We start from the raw sequence: 20,807 nt of genomic DNA on the forward strand, positions 1-20,807 counted from the left end.
AATAATGACTGCCATGACGCTGTGCGGATGGGTCGCACTCATCGCATACCTCATGTCGGCAAAAATGATGAATCCGATGTTGGCCGTGCTCACCATTATGATGCTTGGCGTATCTTGGCGATGCGGCAAACGGTATGATGTCGTGAAGTATGAATCGGAAATCGACCCTATGACATTGGCGTATAACCGCAGAAGTGCCGATGTAATATTTCAGAGGCTGGCTGGCAAACACCGCAAAAATGGACAAAAAACCGCCGTCTTTTTCTTCGACGTGGATCGGTTCAAAGAAATTAATGATACGTATGGCCACAATGCGGGAGATCGGGTGCTGCGGCTCATTTCGACCGTGCTGCTGAATACATCCGGCAGCGAGACCGCGGTCGTTCGCTGGGGAGGCGATGAATTTGTGTTCATGGTGCCCTGCTCTGACCGGTGCGAGCTGCGGAGCATCCGCAGCCGCATAATGAACAAGCTGGCCTTGACTGCAGAGCAGGCCTCGGTTCCTTTTGCGGTATCTTATGGCTATGCGGTATATCCGGAGGAGGGGACATTATTAAGCGATATTGTGGAGATGGCGGACAGACATATGATGCGAATCAAACGAAGCAAGCTCCGCTGCGGCTCTCAGGATACCGCCAAAATGCAGCTTTCACTACAGTAGGGAGATTGGGCAAATGGCAAAACGATATGTTGTTCGACTCGTCTTTGCACTCGTGACCATTCTGTATGTTGTGTTGGCCGGCGGTTTCTTCCGGGAATGTGAGGCATTTCCGAAGCCGGTGCAGGGGGTGCTTGATCTTAGCGGCAGCGGATGGGAACAGGAGGGCCTTATCAAGTTGAAGGGGGAATGGGAATTTTATCCGGACAGGATATTCTCGAACGCTTCACAGATTGCGGCCCTCGGTGCCAAGCCCGTCTTCATCCAAGTGCCGGGCCCCTGGAGAATCGACAGCGCATGGACGGGACCCCGGCCATTCTCTACATACGGCACGTACCGATTGCGAATTATACTTGACAACAGCTCGGAACAGATATTTTCTTTTTATGTGAAATCCATTATGAGTTCCCACAGCATGATCGTCAATGGCCTGCGCATTGGCAGCAGCGGGCTCTCCCCGGACGATTTCCATTCAAATACGCTATACAACACCTCTTATGTTGCCTATGCGCATACGAATAGCAATGTTATCGATCTGATGATCCAGATCGACAGGTCAGACTCCGTCTGGCACGGGGCCATCACCAGGCCGATATCGTTTGGACTGCCGCAGCAAGTGAACTTGGAGCGGAACCTTGAGCTCATGCTGGAAATGGGCATTCTGCTGACCTTATTGTTGGGCGCTTTTCATACGATACTTATTTATCTGTTCCGATTGCCGCAGCCCGGGTGGCAATATTTTGTTCTTTTTTGCATGTCTGCGATAGTGTTCGTTCTTATTTTCGGAGAAAGATGGGGAGCGATGCTATTCCCGATGCTGTCCTTCTATTGGCGCTACAAGCTGATGATAGTGACGTCGATCGGCATGAATCTGTTCCTGCTGCTCTATGCATCGCGAAGGCGCCGATGCTATGTGCATCCGCAGATAGCCCAATTCGCGGCATACGTCTCCATGCTGGGAACCGTTGCCGTTTTTCTAGTGAAGCATACCCGCGGCATCATTGCCGTGTCTGCGGTAACTCATGGAATATTTCTAGCCTTATATCTTTATTTATTCTATAGGCTGGTGCGCGGTTCATTGGTTGCCGGGAAGACATTTCCCTTCTTGCTGACAATCGCATTCGCGGCGGGAGGATTTGCGGTATACGGTGGAGTATTCGGCGTCCATGAGTCGCTGTATTGGTGGTATTTGAACTTTATCATCTTTATTTGCGTGCTTGTCTTCCTTCAGGCAAGGCAGCATTACGCCGCCTATCGAAGAGAGAAGGAATTGGCCGAAGCATTGGCGAACCATAGGCGCTCGAATGAAGAATTTATGGCAGCGACAGCCAAGGAATTGAAGACGCCGCTGCTTGCGATTACGAATTTGGCGCAATCCCTGCTGGAAGGCAACCGTGGCAACTTGTCGGTCAAGCAAGAGGAAGATTTGCATATTGTTGTATTTGTCGCGAAGCATATGACCCGATTGGTTAGCGATCTGCAGGATTGGTCAGAATTGAAGGAAGGAAGGATGCTCATCCATGTGAAAGTACTTGATCTGAGGAGAACCGTCACCGCTGTGATAGAGATTACCCGTTATATTACAATGCCTCGAGACATTGTAATATGCAACAAGCTGGATGACAATCTGCCGCCGGTGCTGGCTGATGAGCAGCGATTGATGCAGATTATGTCCCAACTGCTGCACAACGCGGTGAAGAATACGAAGAAGGGCACAGTGACGGTATCGGCCCTAGCATTGAAGGAAGCAGTGGAGGTTCGGATCTCGGATTCGGGAGGCGGAATGACGCAGGCGGAGATGGAAGGCATCTTTGATGCGTACGAGCAGGATGTGCCGCATCGTTCTTCTTTTTTTGACAGAAGGCTCGGTCTCAATGTCACGAAGCGGTTGGTAGAGCTTCATGGCGGAACCATTGGCGTGACTTCAGCCATAGGCCGCGGCTCAACGTTCTATTTCCGTCTGCCAATCGCTGAACAACAGCAGGGGGATGAGGGGGAACTTATGAGGAAGGAGGATGGCAAGGCGGCAATTCCCGTGCGGATGCCGCTGGAATATCAGGAGCAGTTCGGCTGGGAGATTGCAGAAGAGATCGTGTTCGATGCGCCTTCTCCTTCTTTCACGGTTGACGAGATTGGCGAGGCCTGCATTCTAATCGTCGACGATGATCCGATTCATCAGAAGGTATTGGAAAATCTGCTCTCCCCAGATCGATTCCGGCTTACCACGGTCTCCAGCGGGGAAGAAGCGTTATTGCAGATTCGGCACATCCGGAACTGGGATCTGGTACTGCTCAATCTGATGATGTCTGGCATGTCGGGCTTGGAAGTATGCCGGCGCATTCGGGAGATGCATTCCTTGTTCGAGCTGCCGGTACTGATGTTAACGGGAAGGGGGCGTACCGATGACGCACTCGCCGCTTACTCGGCCGGAGCGAATGACTTTGTGGCGAAGCCGATCGACTCCGCCGAGCTGCGGGCCCGCGTGCGGACGCTGTTGCTGATGAAGCATTCGGCGAATGAGCGGTTCCGTATGGAGATGGCTTTTTTGCAGGCGCAAATCAAGCCCCATTTTATTTTCAATACGTTGAACTCGCTTGTCTCGCTCAGTGAAGACGATCCAGAGCAGATGCGCGAGCTGCTAGTCGAATTCAGCAATTATTTGCGGCAGAGCTTCCGCTTCGATAATGTGGAGCCATTGGTACCGCTCGAACGGGAGCTTCAACTGGTACGTTCTTATTTATACATAGAAAAAATCAGGTTCGGGGACCGGCTGCAATTTACGATTGATCTGCCTGAATCGCATCGGTTGCGTATCCCGCCGCTATCCATTCAGCCGATCGTGGAGAACGCCGTTCACCACGGGATTATGAAACGGATGGGCGGGGGCACGATTCATATTCGCGTCTATGCGGAGGACAAACATTATTGCATCGAAGTCTGCGATGATGGGGTCGGCATCTCGGCCGATCGGCAGGAGCAGCTGTTGGCGAAGAGCGCGACCGGCGGAATCGGGCTCAAAAATATTGATTACCGATTGCGGCAGCTGTTCGGCACGGGCATATCGGTGCGCAGCGCCCCGATGGAGGGGACCTGCGTCAAATTTTGTATTCCGTGCGAGACAGATAACTAAGCAGGGGGCTGCCTTAAGGTTTTGTTGACCTTAAGGCAGCCCCCAAGCTATTTTATCGATGCAATTGAACGATTCGTTCAAGGTCAGGAGTGACAGGGATATCATCATTTTTCTTTTTTTGTGCTGCCCGTCTCATTTGATGATAATGGCGCTTGCACAAATTTTTCGCATAGTGACGTTCCTTGCAGCCTTCTTCACTGCACAATCGTTGTGTTGCCATTCTAGGTCTGCCCATGAGTACCTCCCCTTTTGACTATGTATTTATACCTAATTGTAGATGTTAAGAATGAACAATTTCTGAACGAAATAAGCCAAAAGATACTGGAAAACATAAAAAAAGGATTTATTTGAATAAAAATTTAAACTTTTTTTATATCGTTAACTATAATAATAAGTTTTTCAGTTGTCCTTTTACAAGGAGTAAATAAAAAGTTGTGGTTCCAAGGTCTCTGGAAACGGGTGTTCCCAAAATATGCCTTTGGTTTTGGATCGGCAGGTGCGATTCGAGGTTTCCCCTGGCCGCAATTTCTGATAGGATAGTTCGTGGAAGCCTTTCCACAATAAATATTAGAGGCGATGGATGAAAGAGAGGTGCAGTGCGATGAGTGCAGATTATTCATCACGCAGCAGCAATGACAAGCAGCATGTACTGGAAGATTGGTCAGCGGCCCGGGAGACACCGAAAGGTCCGGGGCAGCCATACCTCCATGGCTACAATGCCAAGGAATTGAAAGCGTGGTCACCCGACACGGATCCGTATGCCCGCTTTTTTCGCTCACGGGTGCCGCTCGCGAAGCGGATAGAACCGTTCGCCCCGACTCAAGCGCATCCCGCGCTAACGTATCAGGCGAAGGTGATGAACTTGTCCGCCGATTATGACAAGGAGGAATGGTTCGGTGCCTACCGCTATAATGACAGCTTCAGCAGGAATGTCCTGAAGTTCTGGCAGTACCAAGATATTTATGCGGCATGGCATGGGCTGCCGGTATATGGTTCACCGGAGGAGGAGCGGCAATACGGCGTCGTGAATCTTCCGAATCCGGCGTATACCGACGCCGCGCACCGCAACGGCGTCATTAGCCTGGGCGGCTGGTTCTGGCCGCGTGACACCGATTTCGGCGAGCTGGTCGAGGAGACGGAAGACGGACGCTTCCCGGTAGCCGACAAAATGATAGAGATGGCGGAGTATTTCGGGTTCGACGGCTATTTCGTCAACCAGGAGGCAAGCATTAGTGAAGAGCATGCCGCCCAACTGATGAAGATGCTGAAATATATGCGCGAGAGCGGGCTGTACTTCAGCTGGTACGATAGTCTGGCGCCGAATGGCGAATTGCAATATATCAATTTCTTCAATGAGATGAATGCGCCATGGGTTCTGGACCAGCGGGACGGCCGCCAGCCGAACGACAGCATATTCATTAACTACGCTTACACGCCGGAGCGGCTAGAGAAGAGCAATGCTTATGCGAAGGAGATTCGACTTGATCCGTACGAAGCGCTTTTTTCCGGTGTGGAAAATGATAAGTTCCGCTTCGAGCGCGGCAATGAGCTGAAATCCATTTTCCGGGATGACGAGGCCCGCACCCCGCGTACGAGCGTGGCGCTGTTCGGCACCGACATGGTATGGCACCGCGGACCGAATCCGTCGGATCCGAAGATGCAGCAATATATTGAGCACCGCGAGCGCATTTACTGGTCTGGCGCCAAAGGCAATCCTGCACGCAGCGGACGCGGCATCGGCTCGGAAGGAGAGAGCTGGGACGGATTGGCGCATTTTATACCGGAGCGTTCAGTTATCGGTTCGTATCCGTTTGTCACGCGCTTCAACAACGGGCATGGGCTCGCCTTCTTCTTGAACGGAGAAGTGGCAAGCCGCACAGGCTGGAACAATGTCAGCGCTCAAGAACTGCTTCCGACTTGGCAGTGGTGGGTTGCTTCCGCAGGGAATCCGCTTGCCGTAGATTATGATTACAGCACAGCGTGGAATGGCGGCTCGTCTATCATTGCAGAAGGACTGCTGGAACCGGGAAGCAGCGCAGACATTCGCCTGTACAAGACGGATTTGCCGACAGACATGGACGTATTGTTATCGCTAACCTGCAAGCTCGGCTGGTCATATGCCGGGAATCATTCGCAGGCTAACGAGGTGGACTCAGATTTAGTACAGCTCTACATGCTCTTATATTATCAGGACGAGCCGGAGACGCCGGAAGTGTTGTCTTTCGATACGGCGCCTGGCAGAGATTGGACTACGCTTGCGAAGCGGCTTGCCAGTGGGGTGAAGCGCCGGATCGCCGCCATTGGAGTCCGCATCGCGTCCCTAGCGGAGAAAAGCGTCGCCGTCAAGGTGAACCTGGGTGAACTGAAGCTGACCGCGGAAGCGGCACAATTGCCAGTGCTGAATGCCCCAGCCGGCTTCCAAGTAGAACAGGCATACTTCAGCGAGGAGCAGGCCTCCCTCATATTGTCCTGGAAATTCGCTGATGAAAGTGTTATCGATAACTTATGGTATTACGATCTATACCGTGTGAAGGGCGGGGAGCGGGAAGCGATAGGCAGAATCTTCGATGACGTGTACTACGTCAAATCCGTAGAGCGGCTCGGAGAGAACGAGCTTACCTTCGAAGCGGTGGCCGTGAACACAGAAGGAGTTGCAGGACAGCCGGCCGTCGCCGTATGGTCGTGGGGAGACGGCGAAGCCGTCGATGCTCCAACTGGGCCGCATCCGGCAGAGAGCCTGCAGCCTCAATTCAACACGGAAGAGGATATTGTGATCGAGCCAGGCTGGAGCCGGTATTTGAATATTCGCGTCGAGCCGGCGTGGGCGGATAATCTGTCACTGATATGGACCTCCAGCAATGAGCGCGCCGTGACCGTCAATGAGCGCGGCCAGATTACGGCCGTGGCACCGGGCGAGGCGGTTGTCACTGCGGCTACGGGTAACCTGGGTGGCCAAAAGGGCCCATCGCTGCAAATGAAAGTGAGTGTCGTAGCGCCAGGAGCGGCTCCGGAAGGCGGCGTCACGCTGGAAGCGGAGCAATACAACCGCTCGAACGGGCTGTTCATCCCAGGCACATATGTGCATGTACGCGATTTGCATTTTGCCAACTGGATGGCGTTCGATGATGTCGATTTCGGTGCGGAAGGCGTGAGCCGCATTACCGTACGCGCCGCCGTCTTGACGGAAGAGACTCGAATGTTGATCCACATCGGCGATGCGGAAGGTCCGCTGGTTGCGGATATGGAGCTGCCGTTGAAGGACGGTAAGTTGGCTCCGTTCTATCATAACTACTCGATGGAGTTGGCTCAACCGCTTACCGGGCGTCAGACGATCTATGTCACCTTCCAGAACCCGAATATCCGCCGTTGGCAGATCCGGGATACGGGGATTGCGGACATCGATTGGATCCACTTTTCATAAGCTGGCACAGGCTGCCGGCCCTGGACATGAATCCAGGGTTGGCGGCTTTCTTGATGTATAGGGAGAGAATCGCACTTAGGAGTTGTTTGTCGAAGCTAGGAGCTTCCTTTTCGAGTCCTTTTCGTCACTCTCCCCTCGACTCAGCTTATAGCGGCGCGGCATGATGACTGTATAGTCGGAACGTTAGCTGTCACCGATGCCCTTCATACCAACCTACCTAGTAAAGCGTCTTTTCTCCGGCATGCACAAAGCTCCTACTTCATAACAAGTTCGCATGACCCTATGTGAAATCACAAAACAAAGCTCATATAAAACAGCAGGAACACAAAGAACAAGCCCTTATGACTCGAAGTAGTATCATCACAAATAAGGCAAGCCCATCTGACTGATGTAGTATCGGAATAAGTCAAGCTCATCTGACTCGATGTAATATCGGAATAAGTCAAGCTCATCTGACTCGATGTAGTATCGGAATAAGCTAAGCTCAACTGACTCGACGAAATATCGAAATATGCTAAGATCAACTGCTCGATGTAATATCGCAAATAAGGCAAGCTCAACTGACTCCATATAACATCGCAAAATAACGTAAACTCATACAAAAAGCGGGAACACAAAAATAATAGAAGCACGTATGAGACTATAGAAAATCGCGAAAATAGAGGAGGCTCATATTACCGAAAAATCGGAAATCAAGCAGGCTCTTATGACAATGGGAGCTAACGGGATATAGGAGTTCATAAGGTGCATAAGAGCGTCAAATTAAGCAGCCTTCCGGTTGTATGGCTGACTACGAAGAGAATGTATGGAGTGGCCAGGAAGGAGTGGCCGGATTGCTATCGACATGCACAGATGAAGAAGCCGCTGCATGGTACAGGCCTGCTCAACGAGGGCATTATATCGAAAGCAATATTCGTCCAAATATGCCTGCAAATACTTTGATCCAATCCCGTGAAATGTATCGTTCATCCAGCGCCAAGCTTGACGGAAGGTCTGATATAAGCGACTGTTCCGGCGTACTTGGATATGGAAGCGGTTGATATAGGTTTCGTCTGCATTTTCCGCATGCCACGTTGCAAAATGGTCACAGCCGATTGGCAGCAAAAGTTTTTTGCTACAATGTTTTGGATCGACTTTCTTCATTTTTAATTTGCCAGTATGGGTTGAAGAACCCGTCACCGACTCTGCGATAATCAATGGACATTCTTTCGGATGAAGCTGGATGGGAGACAAGATTGAATGTCCGTAGAACGCCACAATGCCCTGAACAATGCCGGGAAGGGGGTGATTGGCGTCGTTGTGACTGATTACAGCTCTAATCTTATGCAGGATTAACCAAGCTGTCTTGTAGGTGACTTGTATGATCGAGCGCAGTTGAACAGCGTTAATTCCTGCATCTGAACGGGAGACGAGCCACAGCGCGATAAGCCACTTCCGTAGAGACGTGCGGCTGCCCTCCATGATGGTTCCCGTTGTGATGGAGGCCTGATATCCGCAGGCGCTGCATTGATGGAGAGGGAGGCGGCGGGTTTGGATGAGATAGGCACGACGATGACTGCACCGAGGGCAGACAAAGCCTTGTGGCCATTTCAACTGGGTTAGAAATGCAGCACAGGCTGATTCCGTAGGGAATTGGCGCTCTAATTGCTCCACACTCTCGATTGACTCCCAATTGCACATCAAGACAACCTCCTTATCTTTCTGAAATATAGAAGCGAATAAGAACGAATGTTCCTGATAGTTTGATTATACCGAACATTCGTTCTTATGTCTAGCGTTAATCGGTAATTCAAGGAAAATCCTCATCTTTCAGATCGTGCACTATCCTTGATGACCATATCACTTCACTATCCCCTTAAGACAGGAAGCAGGCTTAAGTTCGCCAGCAAATAGTAAAGAACATATAACCTAAGTTAAAAGGGGACTGATGCAACGGGATAGTGAAGATAAGAGCGTCAGGATGATAGGTGACAATCCGATAGGAGCTGAGATGATGGGGTGCAGCAAAAAGAATATTAAGGTGATACTCAACAGAGCGGTATTAAACTGAATGGATGGGATAGTGAATATAAGAGCGCGAAGATGATAGGTAACGATTCAATAGGGACAGAGATGATGGATAGTGAAAACAAGGGCACCAAGTTGAGGGGGAACGGTGAAAAAGAGCTGAGGCAGTGGGGCACGAATCGTATTGTTTTGTCCGGGATCAGATACCGAATAGTGTCGAGCGTCAGGGGTGTCACTGCAGGACTAGAGTTTTGAGCAAGGAGGAGTAATTTTGGAGATGGTTAGGGAGTGCCAGGAGGAGATTCAGGAGTTTTTGGCGCACGGGATGGGAGTGAAGTAATGAAAGGTAAATTTACCCTATGATAGGAATTGTTTCACTTGAAAAATTTGCTTAAATGGATGAAAAAACGCAATCGCGGATGAAAACGGAGGAAAAGTTCTGTTTTAACGGCGGAAGACAGCGTATTTTGTTCGTTTTGTCGATTTGCAACGCTTTAATTTCATTTCGCTTTTTAATAGAATGAAGGTAACGATCGACTAAGATCGCTTGGTCCTCACTTGATTCGATGAATGAGTTGTCCCTCCTTCACCTAATGCTCGTTCATCATTGTTCGTTCTTCTCTTCACGGCTTGAAGCCGATTCTTTTAGACAATGGTTTGCAACTCGATAACCTCATTGCAGCCAACCCTTTTGCGATATCAGATATCATTGAATCATTTCCAACAACGGCAGCTTAGACTGCCTTACTTTGCCGTTCAGACATGTAAGGGAGACGCCTGAAGCTGTTCACCCAGTGTATTTAAATTCAAAAAGAGACGGAAATTTATGGGCGGTTTTCATTAAAAATGAAGTGTCCATTTCTTTTGCGGGCACATTTTCATCAGGATGAAAAAGGAACGGGAGGAGCATATATGAGATTGACACCTCGGGAACAGGAAAAGCTGATGATTGTGGTCGCAGCCGATCTGGCCCGCAGACGCAAAGATCGCGGCTTGAAGTTGAATTATCCGGAGGCTATCGCTTTGATTACATATGAAATTATCGAAGGCGCGCGGGATGGAAAAACCGTCGCGAAGTTAATGAGTGAGGGCGCGACCATCCTTACAAGGGATGATGTTATGGATGGGATAGCGGAAATGATTCCTGATATTCAGGTTGAAGCGACGTTCCCTGACGGAACGAAGCTGGTCACGGTGCATGAGCCGATACGTTAAGTCTGGAATGGACCGCTACGGTAGGTCCTGCATAGCGATGCGGTGGTCCGGCATGGGGAGTGAGAGTGGAAATGCCGCTTGTATCCTGTTCACATTGAAGGAGGAGTAAAGCTTGATACCAGGTGAGTTTATTTTACGGAGAGATGAAATCGTTTGCAATGAGGGACGCAGCACGATTACCGTCTCGGTGCTGAATCTCGGGGACCGGCCGATTCAAGTCGGATCGCATTTTCATTTCTATGAAGCGAACAGCGCGCTTCAATTTGAACGGGAGCTGGCCTACGGCATGCATCTCAATATTCCGTCAGGCGCAGCCGTCCGCTTCGAGCCAGGGGACCGGAAGGATGTTGAACTCGTGCCATTTACGGGAACGCGGCATGTATATGGTTTGAACAACAAGACGGATGGATCGCTGGATGAGCGGGTTGTGTTGAATACGATTGGCAAAGATTTCGAGCAGCGTGAGTCCGAGATAAAGAAGAAGGAGACATTATCATGAGTTTTCGCATGAGCAGACGCCAGTATGCGGACATGTACGGACCAACGGTCGGCGATGCGGTCCGCTTGGCGGATACGGATTTGTTCATCGAGATTGAGAAGGACTTCACTCGATACGGGGATGAAGCGAAGTTCGGCGGCGGCAAGTCGATCCGTGACGGAATGGGCCAGCATCCGCTGATTACCCGCGATGAGGGTGCAATGGATCTGGTGATCACGAACGCGATTATCATCGATTATACCGGCATCTATAAAGCGGATATCGGGATCCGCGACGGAAAAATCGCCGGAATCGGTAAGAGCGGCAATCCCCTCGTCATGGATGGGGTTGATCTGATTATCGGAGCGTGCACGGAAATTCTCGCTGCGGAGGGTCTGATTGTCACGGCGGGGGGCATTGATACGCATGTTCATTTTATTAATCCGGCGCAGGTCGAGCATGCTTTGGCCTCCGGCTTGACGACCTTGATCGGTGGCGGCACCGGCCCGGCGGAGGGCTCGAAGGCGACGACCTGCACCCCGGGGCAATGGAACATGCACCGGATGCTGGAAGCCTCGGAAGGGCTGCCTATCAATGTCGGCTTCCTGGGCAAGGGAAGCGGCGCAACGGAGGAGCCGATGGCTGAACAGATTCGTGCCGGAGCCATCGGCTTGAAGGTGCACGAGGATTGGGGAGCGACGGCATCCGCCATTGATTATGCGCTTCGTGTCGCTGACAAATATGATGTTCAGGTCGCACTCCACTCCGATACGCTTAACGAGGGCGGGTTCGTGGAAGATACGATTGCCGCCATCCGCGGCCGTATCATTCACACGTATCATACCGAGGGCGCCGGCGGGGGCCATGCGCCGGACATGATCAAAATGGCCGGCCTCGCCAATGTGCTGCCGAGCTCGACCAATCCGACCCGCCCGTTCACGGTAAATACGGTGGACGAGCATCTGGATATGCTGATGGTCTGCCATCATCTCGATCCGAGCGTGCCGGAGGATGTGGCCTTCGCGGATTCCCGGATTCGCGCCGAGACGATTGCGGCGGAAGATATTTTGCATGATATCGGCGTATTCAGTATGGTTAGCTCCGATTCGCAGGCGATGGGCCGCGTCGGGGAAGTTGTCACGCGGACGTGGCAGACGGCGGACAAGATGAAGAAGCAGCGCGGCAAGCTGGCAGAGGATGCCGGCATGGCAGGAGACAACTACCGGGTGAGACGGTACGTGGCGAAATATACGATTAACCCGGCACTGACGCATGGCATCGCTGATTACGTCGGTTCGATCGAAGTCGGGAAAATGGCTGATCTGGTGCTGTGGAACCCGGCCTTTTTCGGAGTAAAGCCGGATCTTGTGTTGAAGAATGGCTTCGTAGTCATGAGCTTGATGGGGGACGCCAATGCTTCGATTCCGACGCCGCAGCCGTACAATTATCGCCCGATGTATGCGGCGGCAGGCAAGGCGCTTGGCCGCAGCTCGGTGACTTTTATGTCCCAGGCTGCTCTTGACGAGGATGTGCCCGGGAAGCTGGGCCTGAACAAGATCGTCCTGCCGGTAGGCGGCATTCGCCGCATCACGAAGCGGGATATGGCATTGAACGGAGAGACGCCGGATATTTTCGTCGATCCGCAGACTTATGAGGTGCGGGTGAACGGAGAACTGCTGACTTGCGAGCCGGTAGATGTGGTGCCGATGGCGCAGCGGTATTTCTTGTTCTGATACATAACGAGGATGAGGTGGATCTATGATTATCGAACAAATCGCCGGCAGCTTGGCCGATTTGAGCCCCGAGGAGCGGGCAGGCCGTCATATGGAAAAAGTATTTATGGCGAGCGAAGACATGTTGAAGACGATTCAACGGGTGACGACGGATCACGGCAACGAGATTGGTATCCGGCTCGCGCAGCGGACCGAGCTCAAGGACGGAGACATTCTATATATGGATGACAATAATATGATCGTGATCGAAGTGATGCCTGATGATGTGCTTATCATTCAGCCGCGCTCGATCCGGGAGATGGGCGAGATCGCCCATAAGCTGGGCAACCGCCATTTGCCGGCGCAGTTCGAGGGTGACGCGATGGTCGTCCAGTATGACTATCTGGTGGAGGAACAGTTGATGCAGGACGGTATTCCTTTTGCCCGCCAGAACAAGAAAATGAAGCAAGCGTTTCGCCATGTCGGACATAAGCACTAGCTCGCTGCTCACGCTGCTGCAGTGGTGCGATTCGAACTTCCCGTCGGGCGCATTCAATCATTCGTTCGGCCTCGAGACGTATATGCAGGCCGGCCAGGTGACAGACAAGGCATCGTTCAAGCTCTGGCTGGAGGCGTATGTGCTCGAGCAGTTGGTATTCAATGATCTGCTGGCATGCCGTCTTGCCTATGAAGCGCTGGAGGGGAATGCGCTGAATACAAATGAACTGAATGCAAATGAACTGAATGCAAATGTGCTTGAGGCAAACGAGCAGGAGGCAAATGAGTTGGAAGAGATATGGCGCCTGGATCGGCTGATGGCGATCCAGTGCATGCCGCGGGAGACGCGGGAGGGCATGCGCCGTATCGGAGAGAGAATGGTGAAGCTGGCAACCGCTCTGTACGATTCCCCAGCTCTGGCGCAATACAGCAAGCGGCTGGCCGTAAAGGAATTGTTCGGGCATCCGGCCATAGCCTTCGCTATGATGGCATTCCACGTCGGCGTCGGAAAGGAAAGCGCCGTGCTGTCTTGTCTGTACTCCTCCGTCTCCGGCATGGTGCAGAACGGGGTGCGGGCGATTCCGCTCGGCCAGACGGACGGGCAGAAGCTGCTCCGGGAGCTGCAGCCGCTGCTGGAGCAGGCCGCGTATAAGGTGCAGACGCTGACGATCGACGATCTGGGCGTCGTCGCGCCCGGTCTGGAATGCGCCCAGATGAGGCATGAGCAGCTTCATATCCGGCTGTTCATGTCCTGAGGGGAGCCTGGACGGAGGAATAAATTGATATATAAGGAAGTGATGCAAGTTGAGTCTGATTAAAATCGGCGTGGGTGGCCCTGTAGGTGCAGGCAAAACGATGCTGGTCGAAAAGATCACCCGCATAATGGACGGGCAATACAGCATGGCTGTTATCACGAATGATATTTATACGAAGGAAGACGCAAAGATTCTAATGCGCACCGGCGTTCTGCCGGAGGACCGAATTATCGGCGTGGAGACGGGCGGCTGCCCACATACCGCGATTCGGGAGGATGCATCGATGAATTTCGCGGCGATCGATGAGCTGCTGTCCCGCCATCCGGATCTGGAGATCATCTTCGTCGAGAGCGGCGGCGACAATCTGGCCGCGACGTTCAGCCCCGAGCTCGTCGACTTCTCCATCTATATTATCGACGTGGCCCAGGGGGAGAAGATTCCGCGCAAAGGAGGACAAGGCATGATTAAATCCGATTTGTTCATTATTAATAAAACGGACCTGGCTCCTTATGTCGGCGCGGATCTGAAGGTGATGGAGGCGGACACGCTGATGTTCCGCGGCAATAAGCCGTTTTTTTTCACGAATCTGAAGGATGAGCAGGGGCTCGATGAAGTCGTCGCCTGGATTGAAAAACATGCCCTGCTGTCCGGCTTGGAGTAAGATGGCGTCCTGGACAGGCCAACTGGAGCTGAAGGTTGAACATCGCGGCGGCCGTTCAGCCGCTTCCCGCCAATATCATCAGGGGGCATACAAAATCGCCCGTCCCATCTACCCGGACGGAAGCGGGCAAGTATATTATTATGTCATGAATCCGGGCGGTGGATATGTCGGCGGGGATCGGTACCGGATGGAGCTGGAGCTCGGGGAAGGCGCGTCCGCACTGATGACGACGCAATCTTCCACCAAAATCTATCGCACGCCGAAGGAGCCGGTATTCCAATTGACGCGCATCGCGCTGGAGGCAGGAAGCTATCTGGAGTGGCTGCCCGATTCGGTCATTGCCTACCGGGACTCCCGGTATCGGCAGCAGACCGAAATCCGGATGGACCGAAGCGCCGCGCTTATTCTGGGAGAAATCGTAACTCCGGGCTGGTCCCCGGATGGAGCGCATTTCTCGTATGATGAGATTACGTTGAAGACGATGATTGAGATGGACGGGGTACCCGTGCTGTTCGATCATTTGAGGCTGCGCCCCGGCGAGCAGCCGATTCGCGGACTTGGCCGCATGGACGGGTATACGCATGTCGGATCGCTGTTCGTCATCGGTCCGCTTGCGACCCGCACGTTCATCGAGGAGTTGGCCGAGACACTCGATCTGAACCGGATAGGCTGTATCGGGATGTCGGAGCTCATCATTCCCGGCTTCGGCGTCCGCATACTGGGAGATTCGTCCCAGGCTATTGAGACGCTGTTCGGGCGAATCGCCAATGCGGTGCGGGAGCGCTGGTTCGGTTGGGGGCCGATTTCTCTGCGCAAATATTGATTCCTATTCCAGGCTGTTCCATGTACAATGTACAAAGGAGCAGCCTTCTTCGTGTCGAGATAACCCGTTGGTTCAGGTGATTCTCTTCACATGGAAAGGATACATAGAGAAAGGTGGTACTGCTTCCATGAAGCCATTGATTTGTACATCATGCGAAAAACCTTTGAATGCGTCGCAATGGAGCAGCGACGGAAAATATAAGTCTTGTCCGAGCTGCAGCACGCGCAACGGAACGGAACACGTATTTTTCCCTTATCCCGACAGTTTCGGCACGACGCCAAAACGGGCTACGGCCGCCCACCCCGAAGGGCCGCAGAGCCACTGCACAAGCTGCCGCGGCACCGGGTCTTCCGCGGGCGAACCGATACTGTGCAGCGCCGTTGAGCGCTAGGGTGGATCAAGCCCGCCGGGCGAGTAACCGGCATTGCGGCCGCCGCCATCGGCGTTGCTCCTTTTGGCCTTCTGCAACCGGATTCCTGCTCCGGTCCGCATGCAGAAGGCCGTCCGTCCGGGAGTTCTCTGTTCCGCCCCTTTTTTACACACCTGCCGTCAACCGCCCGTCTCTTCGTATTTTCCCGCCAACGACAACTTTTCTGCATCCATTTTTTGATCAAAAGTAATAGTTGCTCCGCCTCCTCCGTTTAATTGGGGTGTGAATCTTACGGAGGAGGAAATGACATGCCGAATTTGGACGATGAATATGGTACTGTAGAAGGTGATCGAGCGAGTAGTAATAGTATAAAATCGCTTAAATATATAATAAAAGGAGACCGACCATTGAGAAACTATATTATTTTCGGAGCCAGCCAAGGGCTGGGAGATGCTTTCGTCAAGGGAGTTCCCGAGCGGGGGGACCGAGTATGGATTGTATCCCGAAGCAGGCCGGACAGCATCGATTTGGTTGACGGCGTTCAAAGACACTGGATCGCGGCAGACTTGTCGCAACAGGATGCCGGCACCATCGTGGCGGAGGCAGTGCGGAGCGAGACGATAGATGTCCTTATTTATAATGTCGGGATATGGGAAAAAGAAGGCTTCGAGGATCACTGGCATCACCCATGCCTTGCGGGAACATGTTCGTAAAGACGGGATGGCCGTCACCTGCATCAATCCGGGGGAGCTTGCCGCGGAAATCCCCTATGAAGAAGGCGCCGAAAAGGCGATTGCCGAATACGACGGCACACGGATTCCGGTTCAAGACATCGTTGCTCTAGTCAAGTGTATCGTAAATCTATCCAAAGTGGCTTGCATAAAAGAAATTCACGTTCCCGCGATAACTGATGTGAACGCTTGACAGCCTTAGCATGTGGTCAGCGGCGCGGAGGCGCATATAAGCAATAAGGAAGGGGTGAGACGATGATTGTGCATATGACGACATTCTATGTCAAGCCGGGAACGGCGAACGACTTCGAGAGCAGCTTTCGGGAAGCGTCGGCGATTTTGGCGGATCGCCCGGGCTATATGAAGCACGAGCTCCATAAATGTGTGGAGGTTGCGGATAAGTACATTATGATCGTCCAGTGGAATTCGTTCAAGGATCATCTGCCGGGCTTTACGGCATCGGAATCCTACCTCGAATGGAGCATTCTGCTGCAGCCCTTTTTTGAGCGCCCTCCTGTCGCGGAGCATTATGTCGGCATTAGAGTGAAATGAGACGGCCGGACGGCGGATGTGACGCAGGAAAGGAGCTGATGCGGAGAGGGCATAGAATGCTGCGAAGGTGATCGATCATCATGCTTTGTTTTCATTTTATTTTGTAATCGCTTTCTTCAAGATTGGAAATATTCAGTGAGGCGAGCAAGCCGAACGCGCGTTGGAGGAGAGCTTATGTACATAAATCGATTGCATCAATCACGAGGTTACGGATAGGTGTTCGCCTTGCTCCTGAATGGAATCGCAGGTCAATTTGATAAGGAATGAGGGGAAGAGCATGCAGATGAGGAAATGGAGGCCAGGCAGCGCGCTGAAGCGGGCCATGGCGCTGATTGTGGCCTGTATGATGCTGCCGGTCCAATTATGGGGGACAGCGGATGCCGGCGCAAAGACGGAGGTTCTGAACGCAGGCGGTCCACAGCGGCCGTTCCCGCAGCATGTCACTTATGCGAGCGGCACGATCAAGCCGAATCATGTGTCGCAGGCGGCGATGGATAAGGAAGTGGCGTTGCTGTATGACGAATGGAAAAAGAAGTACCTCAAGCAAAATAAATACGCGGCCGATCAATACTACGTCTGGTATAACGACGGAGGATGGAACGGAGAGGCAATAACCGTCTCCGAAGCGCACGGGTACGGCATGATGATTACGGCCTTGATGGCGGGGCATGACCCGGATGCGAAGAAGCTGTTCGACGGGATGTATCGTTACTTCCGCGCCCATCCAAGCGAGATTAACAAGGACCTGATGGCATGGCAGCAGTCCGATACGAATGGCGCGATTATCGATTCGAACGGAGCGAATTCCGCGATTGACGGGGATATGGATATCGCCTATGCGCTGCTGCTGGCCGACAAGCAATGGGGGAGTCATGGGGCGATTAATTATTTGGCCGAGGGGAAAAAGGTCATCAACGCCATCATGAAGAGCGAGGTGCACCCGACGGAATATCATCTGCAGTTGGGCGATTGGGTGCAGGCCTACGACAGCGATCCGGATTATAAGCGGGCGGCTCGGCCATCGGACTTCATGCTGCAGCATATGAAGGATTTCCAGGCGGCGACCGGGGATGCGCGCTGGGGCAAGGTTGTGGACAATACGTACGGCATTATTCAACAAGTACACAAGAACTTCAGCCCGAAGACGGGGCTGCTGCCGGACTTCCTGTACAAGGACGAGACAGACGGGCAATTCAAGCCGGTCAGCTACCGGAAGTGGAATACCGATGACGGCAATTTCCTCGAATCGGAGCTGGACGGGGAGTATAATTACAACTCCTGCCGGACGCCATGGCGCATCGCGACCGATTATCTGGTGACGGGGGATAAGCGGGCGAAGGCTCAGCTGTCGGCGATGAATGCGTTCATTCGAAGCAACCATGATACGCCAGGGAGCATCTGGTCCGGCTACAAACTGGACGGATCGGAGCGGCTGAGCGAATGGGAAGGCGGTCTCGACTTCACGGCGCCATTCATGGTCAGCGCAATGATCGACCCTTCGAATCAGCAATGGCTGAATGATCTGTGGGATTATCACACGGATGCGGCCAACCCTACGGCCCAGGAATGGAAATATTATTACGGCAACACGATCCGCCTGCTGAGCATGATCGTCGTGTCCGGCAACTGGTGGTCCCCGAGCACAACGGCAGCCGGCTCGGCAGCGTCCTGAACGCAGTCTGACTTCCCTGCCGCTCCGCCAGCCGGTATAGCAAGCCCAAGCCATCGACAAGCCCAACGGGTTCGTTCTTCAGAGAAGGGAACGCCGTGTTGGGCTTGTTCTATATCGTCGGGTGGGTCAAGGCGAAGGGCGGGCGATTGGCACGCCTGCAAAAGTTTTCCTCCATTAGGCATAGTAATCGGGGCGGGTTGTTCAGTATAATGGAGGAGTAAGACTACCTTTGAAAGGTTGTGTAAGGGCATGACATTTAGCGAGTATCGTTATGAGCGACCCGATATCGCGCAGATCGGCAAGCAGTTCAAGGAGCATCTGCAGGCATTCAACGCGGCGGAGAGCCTTGAAGATCAGGATCGGGCCATGGAGGCCATCAACAAGCTGCGCAGCGTGTTCGATACCCAGATTCAGCTCGTCGAAATTCGTCATTCTATCGACACGAATGATGAGTTCTACAAGGCGGAGCAGGATTATATGGACGAGATCACGCCGATGTTCCAAGAATACATAACAGATTATTACAAGGCATTGACCGGCTCGAAATTCCGCGTCGAGCTGGAACAGAAATGGGGCACCCAATTGTTCCAACTGGCGGAGCTGTCGGTGAAGACGTTCCATCCTGACATCATTGAAGATCTGCAGCAGGAGAACAAGCTGGCGACGGAATATAACAAGCTGATCGCATCGGCCAAGATTCCATTCGAAGGCGAGGAGCGCACGCTGGCGCAGTTGACGCCGTTCGAGCAGTCGCCGGATCGGGAATTGAGGCAGCGCGCGTTCGAAGCGCGTTACCAGTTCATGGCGGAGCATGAGTCGGAGTTCGACCGGATCTATGACGAGCTAGTGAAGGTTCGCACGAAGATGGCGAAGAAGCTGGGGTATGCCAACTTCGTGGAGATGGGTTATGCGCGTATGTGCCGCACCGATTATAATGCCGAGATGGTCGCCAACTTCCGCAAGCAGGTGTTGGATGGTATCGTGCCGATAGCGACCAAGCTGCGCGAGCGCCAGCGCAACCGGATTGGCGTCGATACGCTGCGCTTCTACGACGAAGGTCTCAGCTTCAAGACGGGGAATGCGACGCCGAAGGGCGATCCGGACTGGATTATCGCGAACGGGGCGAAGATGTATGCCGAATTGTCGCCGGAGATGAACGAATTCTTCACGTTCATGATTGAGAACGGGCTGATGGATCTGGTCAGCAAAAAAGGCAAGCAGAGCGGAGGCTACTGCACCTATTTGAGCGAATACGGGGCGCCGTTCATTTTCTCCAACTTCAACGGAACTTCGGGCGATATCGATGTGTTGACCCACGAAGCCGGGCATGCCTTCCAAGTCTACGAGAGCAGACATTTCAAGGTGCCGGAATACAATTGGCCAACATTCGAGGCGGCCGAGATTCATTCCATGAGCATGGAGTTCTTCACTTGGCCATGGATGAACCTGTTCTTCGAAGAGGAGACGGAGAAGTATAAATTCGATCATTTGTCATCGGCCCTGCTCTTCCTGCCATACGGTGTATCGGTCGATGAATTCCAGCATTTCGTCTACGAAAATCCGGACGCAACGCCGGCAGAGCGGAAAGCGGCTTGGCGCGATATCGAACGAAAATATTTGCCGCACCGCAATTACGAAGGCATTGATTACTTGGAGCGAGGCGGGTTCTGGCATAAGCAGGGACATATTTTCCAGATGCCGTTCTACTATATTGATTACACGCTGGCCCAAATCTGCGCCTTCCAGTTCTGGAAGCGCATGAATGAAGATTACAAGGCGGCATGGGCCGATTATTTGAAGCTGTGCCAATCTGGCGGCAGCCAGTCCTTCACCGGACTCGTCGCCGTAGCTGGCCTCATCTCGCCGTTCGAGGACGGATGCGTAGCTTCGGTCATCGGCGTTATCGAACAATGGTTGAATGAGGTAGATGATACGAAGCTGTAAGCGCGGGACAATGGAATATCCGCGTGAATGGAAGACCGCATGTGCGAAAGAGTGCATGTGGTCTTTCTGTGTTGAAGGAGGGGAGCAGCTGGAACAACCGCAATGGTCCCGGACGAAATAATGGTATATAATGTGATCGGTTCTTCATGTTAGACAAGGGGATTGGTAGGGAGGTAGTGA

15 protein-coding genes and 1 pseudogene are annotated in these 20,807 nt (G+C 52.7%); 14 read left to right on the forward strand and 2 right to left on the reverse strand.

Annotation, left to right across the window (positions count from 1 at the left end):
- The first annotated feature begins 4 nt into the window (after positions 1-4).
- Together FLT43_RS28180 and FLT43_RS28185 are read left to right on the forward strand one after the other, a co-directional pair.
- Positions 5-661 (forward strand): GGDEF domain-containing protein, encoded by a 657-nt coding sequence (locus FLT43_RS28180; RefSeq protein WP_164776117.1) that lies wholly within the window; start codon positions 5-7, stop codon positions 659-661.
- Between the two features lie 13 nt (positions 662-674).
- The gene (locus FLT43_RS28185; protein WP_087441299.1) at positions 675-3,788 is read left to right on the forward strand and encodes a hybrid sensor histidine kinase/response regulator; all 3,114 of its coding nucleotides are present in this window, start codon (positions 675-677) and stop codon (positions 3,786-3,788) included.
- Positions 3,789-3,840: 52 nt separating this feature from the next.
- Here FLT43_RS28185 and FLT43_RS28190 read toward each other — a convergent pair whose 3' ends face one another.
- Positions 3,841-4,023: a hypothetical protein gene (locus FLT43_RS28190; RefSeq protein WP_127510886.1), complete on the reverse strand. Its 183-nt coding sequence runs from the start codon at positions 4,021-4,023 to the stop codon at positions 3,841-3,843.
- Between the two features lie 366 nt (positions 4,024-4,389).
- Between FLT43_RS28190 and FLT43_RS28195 the strand changes: the two genes are divergently transcribed.
- Positions 4,390-7,209, forward strand: coding sequence for an endo-beta-N-acetylglucosaminidase (locus tag FLT43_RS28195; RefSeq protein WP_087441298.1), 2,820 nt, complete (start codon positions 4,390-4,392; stop codon positions 7,207-7,209).
- Between the two features lie 762 nt (positions 7,210-7,971).
- Here FLT43_RS28195 and FLT43_RS28200 read toward each other — a convergent pair.
- Positions 7,972-8,889: a transposase gene (locus FLT43_RS28200; RefSeq protein ID WP_087441296.1), complete on the reverse strand. Its 918-nt coding sequence runs from the start codon at positions 8,887-8,889 to the stop codon at positions 7,972-7,974.
- A 1,239-nt stretch (positions 8,890-10,128) separates the two neighbouring features.
- Here FLT43_RS28200 and FLT43_RS28205 point away from each other — a divergent pair.
- From FLT43_RS28205 to FLT43_RS28255, 11 genes and pseudogenes are all read left to right on the forward strand, one after another.
- The gene (locus tag FLT43_RS28205) at positions 10,129-10,431 is read left to right on the forward strand and encodes an urease subunit gamma (protein WP_087441294.1); all 303 of its coding nucleotides are present in this window, start codon (positions 10,129-10,131) and stop codon (positions 10,429-10,431) included.
- Positions 10,432-10,543: 112 nt separating this feature from the next.
- Positions 10,544-10,930 (forward strand): urease subunit beta, encoded by a 387-nt coding sequence (locus FLT43_RS28210; RefSeq protein WP_087441293.1) that lies wholly within the window; start codon positions 10,544-10,546, stop codon positions 10,928-10,930.
- Positions 10,927-12,642, forward strand: a complete 1,716-nt coding sequence (ureC, locus tag FLT43_RS28215; RefSeq protein WP_087441292.1) for an urease subunit alpha — start codon at positions 10,927-10,929, stop codon at positions 12,640-12,642. The genes FLT43_RS28210 and ureC overlap by 4 nt, the downstream gene beginning before the upstream one ends.
- Before the next feature lie 25 nt (positions 12,643-12,667).
- Positions 12,668-13,120: an urease accessory protein UreE gene (gene ureE, locus FLT43_RS28220; protein WP_087441291.1), complete on the forward strand. Its 453-nt coding sequence runs from the start codon at positions 12,668-12,670 to the stop codon at positions 13,118-13,120.
- A complete protein-coding gene (locus FLT43_RS28225) occupies positions 13,101-13,874 on the forward strand; it encodes an urease accessory protein UreF (protein ID WP_087441290.1) in 774 nt (257 codons plus the stop codon). Before ureE ends, FLT43_RS28225 begins: the two co-directional genes overlap by 20 nt.
- A 49-nt stretch (positions 13,875-13,923) precedes the next feature.
- A complete protein-coding gene (ureG, locus tag FLT43_RS28230; protein ID WP_087441289.1) occupies positions 13,924-14,535 on the forward strand; it encodes an urease accessory protein UreG in 612 nt (203 codons plus the stop codon).
- Complete coding sequence (locus FLT43_RS28235; RefSeq protein ID WP_244951366.1) at positions 14,483-15,358, forward strand: urease accessory protein UreD; 876 nt, start codon at positions 14,483-14,485, stop codon at positions 15,356-15,358. The genes ureG and FLT43_RS28235 overlap by 53 nt, the downstream gene beginning before the upstream one ends.
- Positions 15,359-16,135: 777 nt before the next feature.
- A pseudogene (locus tag FLT43_RS28240) lies at positions 16,136-16,652 on the forward strand (SDR family NAD(P)-dependent oxidoreductase).
- Between the two features lie 62 nt (positions 16,653-16,714).
- Positions 16,715-17,011: an antibiotic biosynthesis monooxygenase family protein gene (locus FLT43_RS28245; RefSeq protein ID WP_087441287.1), complete on the forward strand. Its 297-nt coding sequence runs from the start codon at positions 16,715-16,717 to the stop codon at positions 17,009-17,011.
- A gap of 277 nt (positions 17,012-17,288) precedes the next feature.
- A complete protein-coding gene (locus FLT43_RS28250) occupies positions 17,289-18,683 on the forward strand; it encodes a family 8 glycosyl hydrolase (RefSeq protein WP_244194096.1) in 1,395 nt (464 codons plus the stop codon).
- Positions 18,684-18,932: 249 nt separating this feature from the next.
- On the forward strand, positions 18,933-20,627 hold the full coding sequence (locus FLT43_RS28255) for a M3 family oligoendopeptidase (protein WP_087441286.1): 1,695 nt from the start codon (positions 18,933-18,935) through the stop codon (positions 20,625-20,627).
- Positions 20,628-20,807: the final 180 nt, after the last annotated feature.

Origin of the sequence: Paenibacillus thiaminolyticus, from assembly GCF_007066085.1 — a bacterium.
Taxonomy (GTDB): Bacteria; Bacillota; Bacilli; order Paenibacillales; family Paenibacillaceae; genus Paenibacillus_B; species Paenibacillus_B thiaminolyticus.

What these genes read in the sequence shown, in the direction of transcription:
- FLT43_RS28180 (WP_164776117.1), top strand. Translation starts at nt 5, where the DNA reads ATGACTGCCATGACGCTGTGCGGATGGGTCGCACTCATCGCATACCTC.
- FLT43_RS28185 (WP_087441299.1), top strand. Translation starts at nt 675, where the DNA reads ATGGCAAAACGATATGTTGTTCGACTCGTCTTTGCACTCGTGACCATT.
- FLT43_RS28190 (WP_127510886.1), bottom strand. Translation starts at nt 4,023, where the DNA reads ATGGGCAGACCTAGAATGGCAACACAACGATTGTGCAGTGAAGAAGGC.
- FLT43_RS28195 (WP_087441298.1), top strand. Translation starts at nt 4,390, where the DNA reads ATGAGTGCAGATTATTCATCACGCAGCAGCAATGACAAGCAGCATGTA.
- FLT43_RS28200 (WP_087441296.1), bottom strand. Translation starts at nt 8,889, where the DNA reads ATGTGCAATTGGGAGTCAATCGAGAGTGTGGAGCAATTAGAGCGCCAA.
- FLT43_RS28205 (WP_087441294.1), top strand. Translation starts at nt 10,129, where the DNA reads ATGAGATTGACACCTCGGGAACAGGAAAAGCTGATGATTGTGGTCGCA.
- ureC (WP_087441292.1), top strand. Translation starts at nt 10,927, where the DNA reads ATGAGTTTTCGCATGAGCAGACGCCAGTATGCGGACATGTACGGACCA.
- ureE (WP_087441291.1), top strand. Translation starts at nt 12,668, where the DNA reads ATGATTATCGAACAAATCGCCGGCAGCTTGGCCGATTTGAGCCCCGAG.
- FLT43_RS28225 (WP_087441290.1), top strand. Translation starts at nt 13,101, where the DNA reads ATGTCGGACATAAGCACTAGCTCGCTGCTCACGCTGCTGCAGTGGTGC.
- FLT43_RS28235 (WP_244951366.1), top strand. Translation starts at nt 14,483, where the DNA reads ATGAAGTCGTCGCCTGGATTGAAAAACATGCCCTGCTGTCCGGCTTGG.
- FLT43_RS28245 (WP_087441287.1), top strand. Translation starts at nt 16,715, where the DNA reads ATGATTGTGCATATGACGACATTCTATGTCAAGCCGGGAACGGCGAAC.
- FLT43_RS28250 (WP_244194096.1), top strand. Translation starts at nt 17,289, where the DNA reads ATGCAGATGAGGAAATGGAGGCCAGGCAGCGCGCTGAAGCGGGCCATG.
- FLT43_RS28255 (WP_087441286.1), top strand. Translation starts at nt 18,933, where the DNA reads ATGACATTTAGCGAGTATCGTTATGAGCGACCCGATATCGCGCAGATC.